Genomic DNA, 17,931 nt, shown 5'->3' on the forward strand with positions numbered 1-17,931 from the left:
CATGATTCGTCACGGTAGTGCATTGCTTTTAAACTAAAAAAGATCAAGAGGAAATAATCCTCTTGATCTCCAATAATTCTAAGATTTCTCTTCACCAACATCATTTGACAAAGAGCCGTTTTTTTATTTGCTTGAAGAAGTTGTTGCTTCTTCAGTACTAGAAGTCACAGTTGAACTAGATGTTGAAGTTGAAGTTGCTTCAGAGCTAGAAGTTGCTTCAGAGCTAGAAGTTGCTGCTGAACTAGAAGTTGCAGAGTCAGAACTTGAAGTTTTTTTATCTGCTGCATCGATAAATGTTTCTAATACAGAGCTAAATGCTGAGTCTTTGATTTTCACATTTTGATCTTTTAGGACTTCACCGATTACTTTTGTTGTAAAGTTAGAATCATTTAGTTTAGTTTCTTCAGCGATTTCTTTTAGTTGATCTTTGTATTTGTCCATATCATTTCCTTTAGATGAAGTTTTCACCATTTTTACGATATAGAAGCTTTGTGTATAGGTTGATGTATTGGTTACAGCGATTGGATCAGAGATTTCACCATCTTTTAATTTCCAAGCGGCTTCTTGAACTTCAGCAGGAATTGTAGTTGAAGTAGAATCAAATTTTACTGTACCACCATCGTCTTTAGTTGTTGTATCCACTGATTTTTCTTTTGCGATTTTTGCAAAATCAGCACCATCTTTGCTTACTTCTTCTTTGATAGCTTTTGCATCATCTTCTGAAGAAGCCACGATGATTTGTGCTTCTACTTCAGGATGGAAAGATTCCCAAGCTGTTTTCAAATCAGCATCTGTCAATTTGATATGTGCTTTTAAGCCAGCTTCCATCGCTAATTGTTGTTTGATTGTTTTTTTGTAGCTTTCTTTTGTATAACCAGCTGCTTTTAATTGAGAATCAAAAGTATCCCCATATTGTTTAGCTTGCTCGTCGTATTTTGCATCAATTTCTTTTTGAGTGACTTTATCGCCATATTTATCTTCAAATGCTTGATAGATAATCATGTTACGTGCTAATTGTTGGTTAGCAGAAGTGTTTTTTGCTTCATTATAAAAGTCTGCTACAGTGATTTTGTTTCCTTTCATTGTGGCGATTTCTTCACTACCTGTATTTGAACAAGCACCTAGAACTAACAAGCTTAATGCTGTCGCTGCTGTTAATAATAATTTTTTCTTCATGTGGTTTAAAACGCTCCTTGTCATCATAATAATAAATCGATTCAATTTCTCACAAATATTACTATACCATATATTTTTTTCAAAAAAAGAATATGTAAAAGGTTTCGGATAAAATTCATAAATTCGTCACCTTTTCTTTAGGAAATACTAGTTCAAACGTTCAAATTTGGCCTTTGCTTCTGCTAAGTGTTGCTGTAAAGTGCTGACTTGTTCATTGACGCGCTCGATACGAGGCGTGATTTGAAATTCAAATGCATTCAAATCTTTTTGGAACGCTTTGGTCGTTTGTGGCACGAGATGATCGACCGTTTGTTTTGTTGTTTCGATTTGCGTTTTGACTACATCTAGATCTGATTTGGTTTCTTCGAAATAATCTTTTGCATCGACGACGTATTCGCGTAATTCTTTTTGGAGGACTTTCCCTTTTTTAGGAGCAAATAATAAACCACTTACTCCACCGATCCCGGCACCAAAAAATAGACCTTTAACGAAATCTTTCATTATTTGGCCACCTGTTCATGAATCTTTGCCGCTAAAGTCGTCAATTCATTTTCGGTATAATCCTCTATATGGCTACCAAAATGCATCGAAAAATCGTCCTCTTTATGATAACGAGGGATCAGGTGAACATGTGAATGAAAGACAGACTGATACGCAAGTTCTTTATTGTTATTTACTAAATTTAAACCTTGTATATCAGGTAAAGCTTTTTCCAAAGCTCTTGCAATTTTTGGAATGCGTGAAAAGACCGTAGCAGCTAGTGTTTCATCGTATTCAAAAATATCGGTTACATGCTGTTTGGGAATCACTAGTGTATGTCCCTTTGTTACTTGGGTAATATCTAAAAAAGCATAGATATCTTGATCTTCGTAGACTTTATAACTAGGAATGTCACCAGCAATGATTTTACAAAAAATACAGTTTTCCATAAAAGAGCCTCCTCTAAACGTTTTTCTTTTAATTTTAGCACAGAACGAATAGAAAAGAAGACTTCAAGAATGATTTTCCATCGGTTTTAGCCTTTTACTTGCTAGTTTAGTGCTTTATCAGTAAAATGAAACAAGAAACTTTGAGAGGGGACCGTAATTAGATGGCAAAATTTCAATTGGGTGCAAGTGCCACACTTGCTTCAATGGCAATTCGTGTAAAAGATCGCGATAAGATGATTGCTTTTTATCGTGATATTATTGGTTTTGCATTAAAAAGAGAAGAGAATGCACTTGCGATCATGGGAATCAGTGATCAAAAGGCTGAGTATCTTTTATTGGAAGAAAGCCCTCGGGCAGATCAAGGCGTTGGTCAAATCAAAAAAATGGCTCATTTTTCTTTAGTAATTCCAACAAGAGCTGAATTTTTAGCAACAATTAAACGTTTACGTGATTATGGAACAGAATTGATCGAAGTTGCTGTTGAACCATTGACGATCGCATGTAAAGATCCTGAAGATAATGGGATCCAATTTATTTATCGTGATGATGCACTAGATCCAATCTATTCACTTGAGCAAATCGATACCTTGACGATCGATGTGACATCAAAATTGAGTTCAACTGTCTTTTTTGGACCATTTAATTTAAATGTCTATGAATTAGCTAAAGAGCAAGAGTTTTTACAAACGAAATTGGGATTTGTTCCATCACAAGATAGCATGATCTTCCAAAATGATTCTTTGGAAACGATGGTCTCATTGACATCTGTTACAGATGACCCAAGTGAATACGAAGCTCATGAAATCATTGGGTTAGAATTTATCCGTTTTATTTTAACGCAAGAAGACCTATTGGCTTTAGAAGCCCATTTTGAAGAACAAAACGTGCCATTTTATATTGACAAAAAGAAATCGATCTTAACGATTTATGATGCTTTAGGAGTCGAATGGTGGTTTGAACGTCAGAAATAAGTATAGTTTAAAGCGATCGTTCGTAAAGAATGGTCGCTTTTTTAAGGAGAACAGTATGTTTGAGCAAACAAAAGAATTGATTGCCCAGTTCTATCGTGAAGGAGTGTATCAGGGCTATATTACAACATTTATTGATCATGAACACTACGACACGATGATCAAAGGATATGCGGCAATCGTTCCAACAAAGGAACGTCTAACAATGGAACACTATTTTGATATCGCTTCTTTGACGAAAGTAGTGGGTACAGTTAGTATTTATTTGAAATTGATTGAACAAAAACAACTGACATTAGATCAATCAATTTGTACGATCCTCCCTAATTTTAAAGATCCTTCTGTTACGATTCGGCAATTGCTGACGCATACATCTGGGATCGATACTTGGATCAAAAATCGTGATCAATTGACTAAACCAGAACTACAAGCAGCATATCTAGAGCAAAAAGCAGGCCCCTTACAAGAAAAAAAACTAAACTATACCGACACCGGTTATATTTTGTTGGGAATGGCTTTAGAAAGCTATTACGATTTACCTTTAGCAGATATTTTCCAGCAAGAATTGTTTACACCTTTAGAGATGGAGAAGATCCAATTTGGGCCAATCACGAAACACTTGGCTGTAGCGACAGAAAAACGCGGTGGCTCCGTGTTGAAAGGTCAGATCCATGATCCGAAAGCACGTATTTTAGGACAAGCAGGGCACGCTGGGTTATTTGCAACGCATGATACATTATTAAAATTTATCAACGAATTTCTAGCCAACGAATCGAAACTTTATAAAAAGCATACCTTGGATGATCTATTACACGATCAGACCAAAGTCCATTTGAAACGTAGTCTAGGGTGGGAACTAAAGACGATCGATGAACGTTCGGTGTTGTTTCATACTGGCTATACGGGGACATTTATCTTGATTGATCCACTGAAGCAGCGTGCATGGTTATTTTTGTCAAATCGCGTTCATCCTGATGATCATAGACAAGCCTATTTAAAAAAACGTGATCAATTAGTACAGACCTATCTTAAAGAATCTGAAAAAGAGGATCAAAAACAAATGTAAGCGTGTTATAATCGGAACAGAATGGATAAAGGAGCGATTAGATGGAACCGTTATTTTTTACACCCGTTTTTCAAGAGAAAATTTGGGGAGGCAATCGATTAGCAGAAGTATTTGGTTTTACGTTACCTAATGAAAAAATTGGTGAAGATTGGGCAATCAGTGCGCATCCACACGGTGTTAGTATTGTAGAAAATGGTCCTTATCAAAGAAAAAATCTAGCGCAATTATGGGATAGTGAGAAGGCCTTATTTGATTTTCCTAAACAAAAAGAATTTCCTTTGCTAGTAAAAATTTTAGATGCAGAAGAAGAGCTTTCTGTTCAGGTCCATCCTGATGATGCGTATGGTTTAGAGCATGAAGGGGAACTTGGAAAAACTGAATGTTGGTACATTATCGATGCCGCTCCAGGTGCTGAAATCATCTACGGTCACCATGCGCAGACAAAAGAAGAGTTTGCTCAGATGATCAAAGAGCAAAAGTGGGATGAGTTATTCCGTCATGTACCCGTTAAAAAAGGGGATTTCTTTTTTGTACCTAGTGGGACGATCCATGCGATCGGTGCAGGTATTTTAATTTTAGAAACGCAACAAAGTTCTGATACGACTTATCGTGTATATGACTATGATCGTAAAGATGATCAAGGAAATACGCGTGAGTTGCATATCCAACAGTCAATCGATGTGTCAACCATTCCAGCTACTTATGAAACACCGGCTATTAAAGAAACGCGTAAAGGGACCTCTGCTATTACAACGTATTTAAAAACTTCATTTTTCAATGTTTATGAGTGGGACGTCAAAGGGATTTTAACATTTGAAAAGCAAGCACCGTATACATTACTCACGGTGATCGAAGGTGCGGGTGAGTTAGTAGTTGATGGGCGATCATACGAACTTAAACCTGGTAGCAGTTGTTTATTGCCAGCTCAAATCACGAATTGGACGATTCAAGGCGAGTTAAAAATTATCGCTTCTGAACCCGGAGAAGAATAAAAAAGAAAGTGACAACTTTTTGTCACCTTCTTAAAGATCAAATAAACGGTATTTTAGAAGTAGTTCCTTTGAAAATAAGCCGTATCATTACCGAAATAGATGAATCTATTATCGGAATGATGCGGCTTATTTCTTAGAGTGGCTTACTTCTGTCATAAGCTCTCTTCATTAGAGCTGTGGTGCGATGACGGTTTCTCGTTGGATCAATTTATGTGGGACGACCATACGGATTCCACTGGCTTCTTTTTGTTGTAATTGTTGCATTAGTTGTTGTGTTGCGATTTTTCCTAATGTTGCGACATCGATATCGATACTGGTTAAGTAAGGATGTGTCAAGGTAGCAAAAATCGAATTATTGAAACTGATAACAGAGATATCTTCTGGTACGCGATAGCCATACATTGTTAAGAGTTGCATCAAGCGAATCGCAAATAAATCATCAATCACAACAAAAGCTGTTGGATGTTGTTTGGAAAGAATCTGTTCAAAATCGACAAAATCTTCAGGTTGTTCAAAGGTAACAGCTTGATAAGTTGGTAAACCTGCCATCATCATCGCTTTTTGATAACCAAAAAAACGTTCAAAATATAGATTTTCATGCGTTGTATTGGTCGCAAAAAAGATTTTTTTGTGTTGCTTTTCAATTAGATATTCAGTTGCTTGTTTTCCTAGTAACTGGTTATCATTATCGACATAACTGATTTCATTTTCATGGACATATGGTTGTCCAATCAAAACAAAAGGAACTTGGTGATCGATAAGATAGGTAATGATAGGATCTTTATCATCTGAATAGGTCAAAATAAAGCCATCAACGTGTTTTTGTCGGTGCATACGTTCAACGTTTGCTAGTAGTGTGTGAAAGTCGCGAGCAGAAGCGACAGCGACCGACATTTGATAATTTCGTGCTTCTTCATTGATCGTTTCGATGGTTTCAAGATAAAACGGATTGCCTAAACGTTCGCGCGAGTCTAGCGGGGGTAAGATAATGCCGATAGTGCTCGATACTTGTTTACCTAGGTTGCGCGCAGCAACGTTAGGTACGTAACCGAGCTCATCCATGACTTTGCGAACTTTGCGTTTGGTTTCTTCAGAAATACTAGAATGATCGTTGATTACACGAGAGACAGTGGATGTAGCCACACCTGCTTTTTTTGCTACATCTTTGACTGTAATACTCATGGAAAAACTCCCCCTTTAAAAGCTTTATCTATCTTAACATAGTCAAGCGTAAGGTGCTAGAAACAAAAGAACGGTGAAGGAAACTTCACCGTTCTTTTTGGTCGTCATTTTGTTAATTCGACCGTTAAGTCGTCTTCTAACAGATATGATTGATCATAGACTGTAAAGTCCAATGGTTCTCCTGATAATTTTTCAAATGTAACATTTGATTTCGTAACCTTGATCGCGATCAAACGTCCGCGATAGTTGACATGAAAAGCGTAGGCTGTCCATTTTTCTGGCAAGAATGGTGCGAAACTTAGACGATTGTCCGCAGTTTTCATTTGAGCAAATCCTTGAACGATCGCTAACCAACTACCGGTCATCGATGTGATATGCAGACCATCTTCAGTATCGTTGTTGTAGTTATCTAAATCTAGTCGTGCTGTCCGTTCATACATTTCGATTGCTTTTTCTTCCATACCTAGTTCTGCTGCTAAAATCGCGTGGATACTAGGTGAAAGTGAAGATTCATGGACTGTCATCGGCTCGTAAAAGTCAAAGTTTTTTTGTTTTTCTTCAAGTGAATAATGATCTCCAAAGAAATAGATCCCTTGTAAAACATCGGCTTGTTTGATGAAACAAGAGCGCAAGATTCTATCCCAAGACCAATTTTGATTTAATGGCAGTTGTTGTGGATCTAGATCACGAACTGGCATCAAGTCTTTATCTAAGAACGTATCATGTTGGACAAAAACACCAAGTTCTTCATCGTAAGGAAGATACATGTTCTCGATAATTTCACTCCACGTTTCTTGTTCTTCTTCAGTGACTGTAAACTCAACATCTTGTCCAAATTTACGGTAATTTTCTAAAGCATATCCTAAGACCCATTTGGCTAGAGTATTGGTATACCAATTATTATTAATATTATTTTCGTATTCATTTGGACCAGTGACCCCATGGATCATATAGCATTGATTACGTTTTGAATAATGAACTCGATCTGCCCAAAAACGTGCGATCGCGACCAAAACTTCTAATCCTTTTTCTTTAAGATACGTTTCATCACCAGTGTAATTGGTGTAATTGTAAATCGCATAAGCAATCGCACCGTTACGATGGATTTCTTCAAAGGTAATTTCCCATTCATTATGACACTCTACACCTGTGAACGTCACCATTGGGTAAAGAGCACCTTTAAGTCCTTGTTGGCTTGCATTAAAGAAAGCTTGTGGGAGTTGATTGTAACGATATTTTAGCAAATTCTCCGTAACAGAAGGATCTGCTAGAGCTAGATATAAAGGAACTGCATAAGCTTCAGTGTCCCAATACGTTGCACCACCATATTTTTCACCAGTGAAGCCTTTTGGCCCGATATTTAATCGCTCATCCTCACCATAGTAAGTCGAAAATAGTTGGAACAAGTTAAAGCGGATCCCTTGTTGTGCTTCATCGTCACCTTCGATTACGACATCTGCAAGTTGCCAACGTTTTTCCCAAGCCTCGATCTGCGCTTGTTTGTGCGCTTCATAGTCCGTACCAAATGTTTCAAAAAGTTCGGCTACAGCTTGTTCTTGTTGTTCTTCTGGAATATCACGACTGGTTACGATTACGACAAACTTATCTAATTTAAATGATTCCGATTCTGTAAGATGTTGACTGAATGCTTGCTCGACCATTAATTCATGTTCACCTAATTGATCGCTTTCTTTGGAATGTTTCATAGCAGAAGTGACTACGAATTGTTCGACACCAAATGGATTTTCAACTGTCCGAGCGGTAAGTGTTGAAAGACTAGGTGTCACTTCATGACTGACTTCTTGCCAAAAGCGCTCATCGTAGTTACTATCTTCATTTTGTACAAGGTTGTCTAATTTTGACGTCACGACAATTTGTGCTTCCCCTTTGATTACTGTTGCTTCTAAACGAATCGCTGCAAGTTCTTTTTCAACGATGCTTAAGAAACGTTCAAATTTAAAGGCCACTGTGGTTTCATCGATCGTTACGGTAAAGCTACGACGCAAAATTCCACTTTTCATATCTAATTCTAAATAGAAATCTTCAGAAGGGATCGTCGCCAAATCTAATGCTTGACCATTGATCGAAATATCCATTGCTAAAAAGTTGACCGCGTTGATAACTTTACCAAAATATTCAGGATAGCCATTTTTCCACCAACCAACGCGTGTTTTATCTGGGTACCAAACACCGGCGATATATGTGCCAAGGTGGTGGTCACCAGAATAGGTTTCTTCAAAATTACCACGCATACCCATATAGCCATTTCCCATGCTTGTTAAGGATTCTTGTAGGCGACGGTCATCGATTGCTAAAGTTGATGTATGTAATTTCCAAGGATCGATCTCAAATAATCGTTTGATTTGGTTCATAAAATTCCCTCCATCTTTTCTCTGTCTACATCCATTATAAGCAATCGGTTGCGTAAGTCAAATGTTTTTTATGTTGAAGAGTTAAGTTTATTTAAATCCTGTATAAACCATTAATAGTAAAATCGGTTGCATATGTTTGTGCAAAAAAAGCGTGGTAGCAAAAGCTACCACACTTTTTTAGATGAAGGCCATTAAAATCGGCACGACAACGATAAATAAGATAGTACTTGTTACGACAAGGTTGGTTGCATATTCTACATCCCCATTTGATTCAGCTGCTAAGATTGGAGAGACAGCTAACATTGGTGTTGCAGATTGAACGATCAAGGTTTTACGTAAAACAGGTTCCATCGTGTTGTGTAGGAAACTGCTACCTAGTGAAATCAAGATGATCATGATTGCAGGGTAAATGATGAAACGACCAAACAGTGCCACGATTGTATCGCGATCGAATTTCATATTTTTTAGACCAGCATCGTATAAAACGATTCCGATGTAGATCAAAGATAATGGTGTAACTAAGTTTCCAACATACGCTAAAGTTGAATTGATGAATGTTGGAACAGTGATATTTAAAACTAAGAAAATAATCGCAATAATAAATCCTACAAGAGGAGGTGGCAATAGTTTTTGCCATTTAAAGGTACTATTTCCTTTGTTGCCTTTGACTTTTGTTGGATCATCATTTGCCCAAATGAAGACACCGATCGCCCAAGTCGATACAGTATTCACGATATAATAGACTAAGAAATAAGGTAAACTTTTTTCACCAAACAACGCAATATTTAACGGTAATCCGATAAATACGGTATTGGCATTAACGATTGCATTGATAAACGTACCACGACGTCCTGGACGGATGCGTAACACATTTACTAAGATATAGGCAATCGCATAGCCAATCACAGCCGCTAATACAGGGAACAATAAGTTACCAGATAAGCTAATCAACGTATCGCGAGTTAAATATTTTAATACGGATACAAAAATAGAAGCAGGTAGAGCGATTTTTGTGATCAGCCCTGAAATATTTTTACTAAAAGAAGGATCGACCGCCTTTTTGGCCTTTAAATAATACCCTAACGCCATTAATAGAATAATTGAAAATACACTTGATACAGAATTGTAAAACAACATTTTTTTCATCTCTTTCTGATTTAAACTTCAGAAAAGAAGGAACCAATCAGCACCTTCTTTTCAGGTTAGATTGGTTCATTTAGTTTTGGTAAATTGCTTTCCAAACAGCGCTGTCCACTGCTTGTTCGACATCTTGAATTTCTTGTGTTGCGACACCATCTTTGATCGCTGCATTGACAACCGCCATTGCCACGGCTTTTGAAGCAGGTCTTACCGCATCAAGTGGCGGCAATAATGCCATACCTGGTTGTGATAGATCTTGGAAGTTTGCGATGCCGTGAGCGGCTGCTGAAAGCATACTATCTGTTACAGTAGATGCTTTACTGATTACGATCCCAAGACCTAATCCTGGATATAATAATGCATTATTGGCTTGACCAATATGATACGTCACATCACCGATTGTAACAGGTTCAGAAGGGCTACCCGTTACAACTAAACCACGACCATTGGTAAAGGTTAAGATGTCTTTGGCTGTTGCTTCTTGTAAATCTGTTGGGTTTGAAATCGGTAAGATTGCTGGACGTTCATTAAATGATGCCATATCTTCAATGATTTCTTTGGTAAATGAACCTGCTTGGCCACTAGTCCCAATCAAAACAGATGGTTTTACGGCTTTGATGACTTCCGCTAATGTTGACACTGAGCCTTCAAACTCTGATTTATCACGAGCAAAACGTTGTTGACCTTCTGTTAGGTTTTCTTGATCCTTGGTAACTAGACCAAAACGATCAACTAAGTAGAAACGTTTATTTGCTTCTTCTTCACTTAAACCATTTAAAGTCATTTCCAATTTGATTTGTTCGGTCACACCGATTCCGGCAGTCCCAGCACCAAAGATGACAAACGTATGATCTTGAACTGGTTTTTTCGTTACTTCAGCAACTGAATTTAATGCTGCTGACATCATCACACCAGTACCTTGGATATCATCGTTGAAGGTTGTCACTTCATTGCGGTATTTTTCTAAAATGACACTTGCATTCCCACGACCAAAGTCTTCCCAGTGGAATAGGACTTTAGGGAATAAAGTTTTAGCTGTCGTAACGAATTGATCGATATAATCCCAATATTCTTGGCCCGTTTTACGTTCTTGACGGTTTCCTAAATAGTTTGGATCTTCCAATAATTCTTTGCGGTTGGTTCCGTTATCGATTACGATTGGTAATACGCGTCTTGGGTCCATGCCTGCTGCCACAGTATAGACTGCTAATTTACCAACTGAGATCATCACACCTTGAACACCCCAGTCACCGATACCTAAAACACCTTCGCCATCTGTAATCACAAGTAAATCTACTTGTTCTAGATCATGACTAGCATTTTTTAACACAGCTTCGATCGTTTCTGGATGGTTTACATCAAGATAAACTGCGTCATTTGGACGAACGAAATCGGTTGAAAATTCACGAACGCTATCTGCGATAGTTGGTGTATAGATGACAGGTAGTAATTCTTTTACGTGTTCACCGACTAATGCATAGTACAAAATGCGATTTGTGTTGTAAAGATTCATCAAGAATTTGTTCTTTGCGTAACGGCTTTCTAATTGGCTTAATTGCGCATATGTTACTTCGATTTGTTGTGCGAGTGTTTGCACTGCACTTGGTAATAGTCCTTCAATCTCTAAGTCAGCACGCTCTGCCAAGCTAAATGCTGTACCTTTGTTTAAGAAGGGATTATTTAAAATTGCTTTTCCTTTTTGAGTTGACATGAAATTCTTCCTCTCTGTTGACATTTTCGGTCAAAACAAGAGTCAAAATAGAATAACATGACCTTTCGAACAAAGAGTACTATATACCTTAAACAAAAAAAAAGAAACCAATCTGCTTCACAAATTTGTGAAAACTTGAAAATTGGTTTCTTTTTTTATGAAAACAGAAGGATTATTGCGCTTTAACTAGAGTGTTAAAGGTTTCTTCATCATATTTTTTTATGAAAGCCGTTTTGATCAAACGCTCAGCTAATTGAGGATTACGTGCGAGTAACGGGCCGTGGAAATAAGAACCAAAGACATTTTTGTAGATGACGCCTTCTGTTTGATCCTCACCGTTATTGCCTTTTCCTTGAAGGACTTTTCCTAAAGCTTTTTCGCCTTCACCTAAAAATGTGCGTCCATTATGATTTTCAAAGCCATAATACGTTTCGTCAAACGTTTCATTATAGATTTTCACATCGCCGATAAAACGATTGTTTTCTTGGCTAATCGTATAGTGATCTAAAGCGCTGATGCCATGAATTTTTTCGCCCTTAGCACCGATATAGTAGTGACCAAGCATTTGATAGCCTCCACAAATCGCAAGTAGGACTTTTTCATTTTCGATATAACGCGTCAAGGCTTCTTTTTTAGTGGGGAGATCTTTGGCTACGATGACTTGCTCATAGTCTTGACCACCACCAAAAAAGACAAGGTCGAACGCGTTATCATCAAACGGTTCATGGATACTAACGACCGTTGAGTCAATGGTGATGCCAAGCTGTTTTCCAACATATTGGAGCATTAAAATATTTCCATTATCACCATAAGTATTTAGTAAATTCCCGTAGAGATGGGCGAGGTTCAAGCTGTAGTTACTCACCAGACATTCCTCCTTTGATATAGCCTTTTTCAGCGAATTTTTTTCTAAGTTGTAAAACAGCGGTATACGTCGCTAAAATATAGACTTTCTCTGTAGGTAAGTCTTTGATACGATCCACGACAGTATCGATTTCTTTGACTTCAGTCAATCGTGTTTTATCGATACCTGCTACTTTTAGACGCAACGCCATATCTTGATGACGATCGCCACCAGCGATCACAGCCGGAATGTTCATCTGGGCAAATGCCTCATGATGACCATCCCAAATCCAACTGACATCGATTCCATCAGCATAATTGGCATTTAATAGACAAACGAGTGAGAAAGGCTCTGGTGTGAGTCCGATCATATCGATGACTTGGTTTAGGCCAACTGGATTTTTCACTAAAACGAGCGTACATTCTTTGTCGCCTACTTTGATGACTTCTTGGCGTCCAAAAACTTTCTCATCGTAAGCTAGCCCTGCCCGGATTTTTTCAGGAGCGACTTGGTAATGTGAAGCCACAGCAGTTGCAGCAAGAGCATTGTAGACATTATAAAGACCACCGACTTCTAATTGATACGCTTCGTTATCGATCACAAAGTTAGCTGTTTTATTGGTCATAGCGGTGAGTTCTGTTAAGCGATAAGTCAGCTCAGGTCGTTTGTAGTCGCAATGTGGACAATAGTATTTCCCTAAATTGGCATAGGTGATCATTTTATAATGTAAAATATGTTCACAATGCGGGCATAAAACATTATCGGTATTGTAATGCGCCATTTGTTCGTGATCAGGTAAATGATCAAAACCATAATAGACTTGTTCGTTGACTGTTTTGATCGAATTAAAAATAGGCGCATCACCATTGGCTAAAATTAAAGCTTCAGGAGCGTTAGTAGCACCATCGACGATCATTTGATACGTCGTATAGATTTCGCCATAACGATCCATCTGATCACGAAAGATATTGGTAAAGACAAAAAGCTCAGGCTTTACATATTTCGTTACTTCACGTAAACTCGCTTCATCGATTTCTAAGACTGCGAATTTTTTTTTGCCTTTTTTGGGTTTGGCCGACAGAAACGTCGATACGATCCCTTGGACCATGTTTGCTCCAGTAGGGTTTGTCAAGACGTTATCGAACTCTTGTTTTAAGATATTCACGGTTAGCGCAGTGGTCAACGTTTTGCCGTTGGTCCCAGTGATCACTACGATTTGGTAATCTTTAGCTAAATGTGCTAAGACATTTGGATCAATTGAAAGAGCTAACTTTCCAGGTAAACTAGAACCGCCCTTGAAAAAGGTTTTTAACCCCCATTGAGAGGTGCGTCCTACAAAAGTCGCTACCATACTTTTTATTCCCATATACTCCTCCAACACATATTCATTCTAATCGTTTTTTTACGAAACTAATCATACCATATTCTGAAATTAAAGCGGAATAGGATTTAGATTTCTTAAGGTTTCACTAATGACTTCATCGTTTTGTTTCGTTGACTAGCCGATAATAATTTTTTCAGTAGGATATTTATAGTTCAAATCACGTGTTTCTTTAGGAACGAACAATAATAAGGTATATAACATCCCGATTCGTCCGATAAACATCAAAAGGGCAATGATCAATTTACCGACATCCGTTAAATCTGACGTGATCCCTAATGATAATCCTGTAGTTCCAAAGGCAGAAGAAACTTCTACGATTAGAGAAATCAGCGGTAGATCTTCTGTCGCGCTTAAAAATAGCACACAAAAGAAGCACATGATCATCGAAAGCATAAAGACCGTGATCGATTTTTGGACATCATCATTGTCGATTCTGCGACCAAAGATATTGACATTACTTTCGCCTTTTAAAAAAGAAAATAAATACAACCCGATGATGGCTACAGTAGTTGTCCGAATCCCACCACCGACTGAACTTGGACTACATCCGATAAACATCAAAAATGAAAAAACGATCAGTGTGGTGATCTGAAATTGGTTTAGATCATGGATCTGTAAACCCGCATTCCGAGTCGTCATCGAATAAAAAGCGCTGTTTAACACTTGTTTACCAAAGTTCATATGGATAAACAGGTGGTCTTTTTCTAATAAGAAAATGATCAATGTACCACCAAAAAATAAGATCACAAAAGCCAATAAGGCGATTTTCGTAAACAAAGAAAAGCGATAAGGCAATGTGTGGGATGTTTTTTTGGAAAAATGATACGCAATAAATTCACGCAGATCCATCAAGACTGGAAATCCGATTCCACCAATAAAAATCAAAAACATGATACTTAATAAAAAGATCGGATCGTTAGCAAAAGGCAAAATAGAATTGCCGGTCACATCAAAACCTGAATTGGTTACAGCAGAGATAGCTTGATAAAAACCATAAAAAATAGCATGGTACCAATCTGGATAATAATGGGCCAATTTGAAATAGACCGCAAAACTCAAACCAGCTAGAAATTGGATCACCAAAATCATGGTAAAAGTGATGCGAATCATCCGAACGATCCCGCTTAACTTGGGCTGATTCATATCCGTCATGATTAGCTGTCGTTGTTTTAAACTGATTTTACGTTTAGAGATGATCGCAAAAAACGTAGTGATCATCATAATCCCTAAACCACCGACTTGAAATAAGACTTCTAATAAAAGAATGCCATTGTGATTAAACACATCCGTTAACGGGATCGTGGTCAGTCCAGTGACACTGACGGTACTGATGGCTAGAAAGAACAAATCAATAAATTTGATATGCTGATCGGGTACTCGAAAGAATGGCAAGTAAAATAAAATTAACGCAACTGCTGTCATAATCAAGTAGTAAAAAACAATCAATTGAATAGAAGAAATATTTTTAGCAAAGAAATTTTGACTTTTACGCAAGGTGAGTTGCGATAAACGAGAAATATTCATAAGAAGGTGTGTCGAGCACTACCATTTCACTTCCTTTCGAAATCTAAGCTTGGCTTCATTATACCAAATAACTACTAGACGACTAGCAAAAGCCGGCTAATAGTTTCGAGTTTTCAAGGGCTATGCTATACTTTAGAAAAAGAATAGAAGTCATGGAGGCACATACGATGAAAAAATTCCTGCAAGAGTGGGGTATCATGATCGTTATCATCTTAGCTTTTCTTTCCTTAAGGTTATTCGTTTTTACGCCTGTATCGGTTAAAGGCCATTCGATGGATCCAACGCTAGCAGATGGACAAAAATTAATCGTTTATAAGCTAGCAAAAATCGAGCGATTTGATATCGTGACGACTAAAGAACCAGATGACGAAGATACGGTGGCGGTAAAACGTGTAATCGGTATGCCAGGTGATCATGTCGTCATGAAAGATGATCAATTGACGATCAACGATAAAGTATACGACGAAGCTTATTTAGATGCATTTAAGAAAAAATTTAGTGAAGACAAGTTACAAAGTGAGTATTCCTATAATGAGGTCTTCCAAAGTACAGCGGCTCATGCTGAGACATTTACGAGTGATTTTGACGTTACTGTACCAGAAAATAGTTATTTTGTTTTAGGAGATGACCGGTTGATCTCTAAAGATAGCCGTATCTTTGGAATGGTCGATAAAGAGTTGTTCCAAGGTGAAGTGGTCTTGCGTTATTGGCCGTTCAAAGAATTTAAAGTCTTTTAGACTTCTTAAAAGAGGCTGTGACGGATTTCGGTCACAGCCTCTTTTTTGTGATAGAAAAAATCTATCTTAAAGCCTAAAAATCCGTAGATTAGCATTGAAAAAACTGTTCTGTTACCCTTTGAGTGATAGAAAAAATCTATGGATAGAAATTTTGAAATAAAATCAAAATCGACTTTATTGACACTTGTAAACAACTGCACTAAAGTACGGTTATTGACATCTCCAAGTAAGGAGATCAAGTAAGCAATCCGAGGGGGAAAAACATGCGCTCAAAAAAGAAATGGCTTAGTTTAGGTTTAGTTACATTAGGTTTGGTATTAGCCGCTTGTGGAAATGGCGATAACACATCTTCTACAGCAAGTAATTCAGCTGCTAAATCCGATACGTTCACATATGCAATCAGTGGAGATCCAAGTTCGATCAATCCAATTAATACAAGTGATCGTTGGGGACTTACAGTTAGTAATATGATTTTTTCACCATTAGTAGCTATTGATGGCGATGGAAACATGAACAATGTATTAGCAGAATCAGTTGAACCTGCAGCTGATGGAAAATCAGTCACAGTAAAATTAAAATCTGGGATCAAATGGTCAGATGGACAACCTTTGACTGCTGATGATGTCGTCTTTACGTATACTGAAAAAGCGAAAAAGGAAAATGGAAATTCTGATAGTTTATGGATCGATGATCAACCGATTACGGCAAACAAAGTAGATGACCTAACAGTACGCTTTGATTTTCCAGTAGTTAGTGCAGCAGCAGTAAACAATATCATCACTGAAACGTTTATCATTCCACAACATGTTTATAAAGATGTTACTGATTTTTCTGTAAGTGAATTACCAGAAAAACCAGTTGGAACAGGTCCTTATCAATTGGTCGACTATAAACGTGGGGAATACTTACAATTTAAAGCCAATGAAAATTACTTTGGTGGAAAACCTTCAATTGAAAACGTGACATTGCGCATTACTCAAAGTACTGAAACAGCAAAAGTTGCGCTACAAAAAGGTGAAGTCGATGCAACTGTCGTATTACCTGCAGATATCCAAGATTTAGATACAAAACAAATCAAGGTATATCCGTATAGCGAAAACCGTATTGGTTACATGGGAATGAATTCAAAATCTGAAGCTTTACAAGATGTGAAGGTCCGTCAAGCGGTTCTTTATGCCTTAAACAAAGATGAAATGAATAAAGCAGCGTATTTGGAAGAAAAATATTATGAAACACCATATTCATTCTTGCCACCAAATAATAAATACGCAACAGAAGATGTTGAAAAATACACAACAAATGATGAAAAAGCCAAAGAATTATTAAAAGAAGCTGGCGTGTCTGATTTGAAATTAAACTTAGGATTTGATTCTTCCGATCCTGCCCAAACACTACAAGCAACGTTGATCCAACAACAGTTGCAAAAAGTCGGGATCTCAGTCGAATTACAAGGTGGCGACAGTACTGCCTTATTTACTGAATTGAAAAAACCAGATTCAACGAAATACAACTTGTTCCTAGGTGGTTACATTATGGGGAATGATCCAGATCAATACGCACGTTTATTTAAAACGGGTGGTGCATCAAACTACTTCAAACTAGATAGTGAAGCAGTCGATACCTTATTTAATGAAGGTGCTGTTGAGCTTGATCAAACCAAACGTGAAGCGATCTATGATAAACTACAAGCAGAGATTGCCGACCAAGCGGTAATTTATCCAATCGTGGATAATAAAAAGATTTTAGCAGCAACAGATCGTCTGGGTGGGATCGAAGAAGCCAAATTGGTTCCGATCTATACCTTTGAAGATATGGGTAAATTAACGCTAAAATAACGTAAGCTGGGCTGTGTGAAGACTCCTTTACACAGCCTTTTTTTGATTGAACAAACAGAAAGGAAAGTGAG

Annotated in this window: 15 protein-coding genes; 5 read left to right on the plus strand and 10 right to left on the minus strand. The window is 37.6% G+C overall.

Going from position 1 to position 17,931, the window contains the following annotated elements:
• Positions 1-123: 123 nt before the first annotated feature.
• The 3 genes from ACWOEC_RS10335 to ACWOEC_RS10345 form a co-directional block, all read right to left on the minus strand.
• Complete coding sequence (locus tag ACWOEC_RS10335; RefSeq protein ID WP_455308009.1) at positions 124-1,176, minus strand: peptidylprolyl isomerase; 1,053 nt, start codon at positions 1,174-1,176, stop codon at positions 124-126.
• 147 nt (positions 1,177-1,323) lie between these two features.
• A complete protein-coding gene (locus ACWOEC_RS10340) occupies positions 1,324-1,677 on the minus strand; it encodes a YtxH domain-containing protein (protein WP_455308011.1) in 354 nt (117 codons plus the stop codon).
• On the minus strand, positions 1,677-2,105 hold the full coding sequence (locus ACWOEC_RS10345; protein WP_455308013.1) for an HIT family protein: 429 nt from the start codon (positions 2,103-2,105) through the stop codon (positions 1,677-1,679). Before ACWOEC_RS10345 ends, ACWOEC_RS10340 begins: the two co-directional genes overlap by 1 nt.
• Positions 2,106-2,266: 161 nt before the next feature.
• Here ACWOEC_RS10345 and ACWOEC_RS10350 point away from each other — a divergent pair, with 161 nt between their 5' ends.
• Genes ACWOEC_RS10350 through manA form a run of 3 tightly spaced genes read left to right on the plus strand, consistent with a single transcriptional unit; the run spans position 2,267 to position 5,131 of the window.
• The gene (locus tag ACWOEC_RS10350) at positions 2,267-3,076 is read left to right on the plus strand and encodes a VOC family protein (RefSeq protein WP_455308015.1); all 810 of its coding nucleotides are present in this window, start codon (positions 2,267-2,269) and stop codon (positions 3,074-3,076) included.
• Between the two features lie 55 nt (positions 3,077-3,131).
• A complete protein-coding gene (locus ACWOEC_RS10355) occupies positions 3,132-4,139 on the plus strand; it encodes a serine hydrolase domain-containing protein (protein WP_455308017.1) in 1,008 nt (335 codons plus the stop codon).
• A gap of 41 nt (positions 4,140-4,180) precedes the next feature.
• The gene (manA, locus tag ACWOEC_RS10360) at positions 4,181-5,131 is read left to right on the plus strand and encodes a mannose-6-phosphate isomerase, class I (RefSeq protein ID WP_455308019.1); all 951 of its coding nucleotides are present in this window, start codon (positions 4,181-4,183) and stop codon (positions 5,129-5,131) included.
• A gap of 168 nt (positions 5,132-5,299) precedes the next feature.
• Here manA and ACWOEC_RS10365 read toward each other — a convergent pair whose 3' ends face one another.
• The 7 genes from ACWOEC_RS10365 to ACWOEC_RS10395 all read right to left on the minus strand — a co-directional run bounded on the left by ACWOEC_RS10365 (position 5,300) and on the right by ACWOEC_RS10395 (position 15,288).
• The gene (locus ACWOEC_RS10365) at positions 5,300-6,313 is read right to left on the minus strand and encodes a LacI family DNA-binding transcriptional regulator (protein ID WP_455308021.1); all 1,014 of its coding nucleotides are present in this window, start codon (positions 6,311-6,313) and stop codon (positions 5,300-5,302) included.
• Between the two features lie 104 nt (positions 6,314-6,417).
• The gene (locus tag ACWOEC_RS10370) at positions 6,418-8,685 is read right to left on the minus strand and encodes a glycoside hydrolase family 65 protein (RefSeq protein ID WP_455308023.1); all 2,268 of its coding nucleotides are present in this window, start codon (positions 8,683-8,685) and stop codon (positions 6,418-6,420) included.
• Between the two features lie 177 nt (positions 8,686-8,862).
• Complete coding sequence (locus tag ACWOEC_RS10375) at positions 8,863-9,822, minus strand: AEC family transporter (protein ID WP_455308025.1); 960 nt, start codon at positions 9,820-9,822, stop codon at positions 8,863-8,865.
• Between the two features lie 79 nt (positions 9,823-9,901).
• Complete coding sequence (locus ACWOEC_RS10380) at positions 9,902-11,560, minus strand: NAD-dependent malic enzyme (protein ID WP_455308027.1); 1,659 nt, start codon at positions 11,558-11,560, stop codon at positions 9,902-9,904.
• Between the two features lie 148 nt (positions 11,561-11,708).
• Positions 11,709-12,401, minus strand: a complete 693-nt coding sequence (locus ACWOEC_RS10385; RefSeq protein ID WP_455308029.1) for a type 1 glutamine amidotransferase — start codon at positions 12,399-12,401, stop codon at positions 11,709-11,711.
• A complete protein-coding gene (locus ACWOEC_RS10390; RefSeq protein ID WP_455308031.1) occupies positions 12,394-13,746 on the minus strand; it encodes a MurT ligase domain-containing protein in 1,353 nt (450 codons plus the stop codon). The genes ACWOEC_RS10385 and ACWOEC_RS10390 overlap by 8 nt, the downstream gene beginning before the upstream one ends.
• Before the next feature lie 132 nt (positions 13,747-13,878).
• Positions 13,879-15,288, minus strand: coding sequence for a TrkH family potassium uptake protein (locus ACWOEC_RS10395; RefSeq protein ID WP_455308033.1), 1,410 nt, complete (start codon positions 15,286-15,288; stop codon positions 13,879-13,881).
• Between the two features lie 167 nt (positions 15,289-15,455).
• On the opposite strand from ACWOEC_RS10395, the gene lepB reads away from it, so the two are divergent.
• Entirely contained in the window at positions 15,456-16,025 is a 570-nt protein-coding gene (gene lepB, locus ACWOEC_RS10400; protein WP_455308035.1) for a signal peptidase I, read from the plus strand.
• 263 nt (positions 16,026-16,288) lie between these two features.
• Positions 16,289-17,860, plus strand: a complete 1,572-nt coding sequence (locus ACWOEC_RS10405; protein WP_455308037.1) for an ABC transporter substrate-binding protein — start codon at positions 16,289-16,291, stop codon at positions 17,858-17,860.
• Positions 17,861-17,931: the final 71 nt, after the last annotated feature.

The sequence above is a fragment of the Enterococcus bulliens genome, assembly GCF_053761865.1.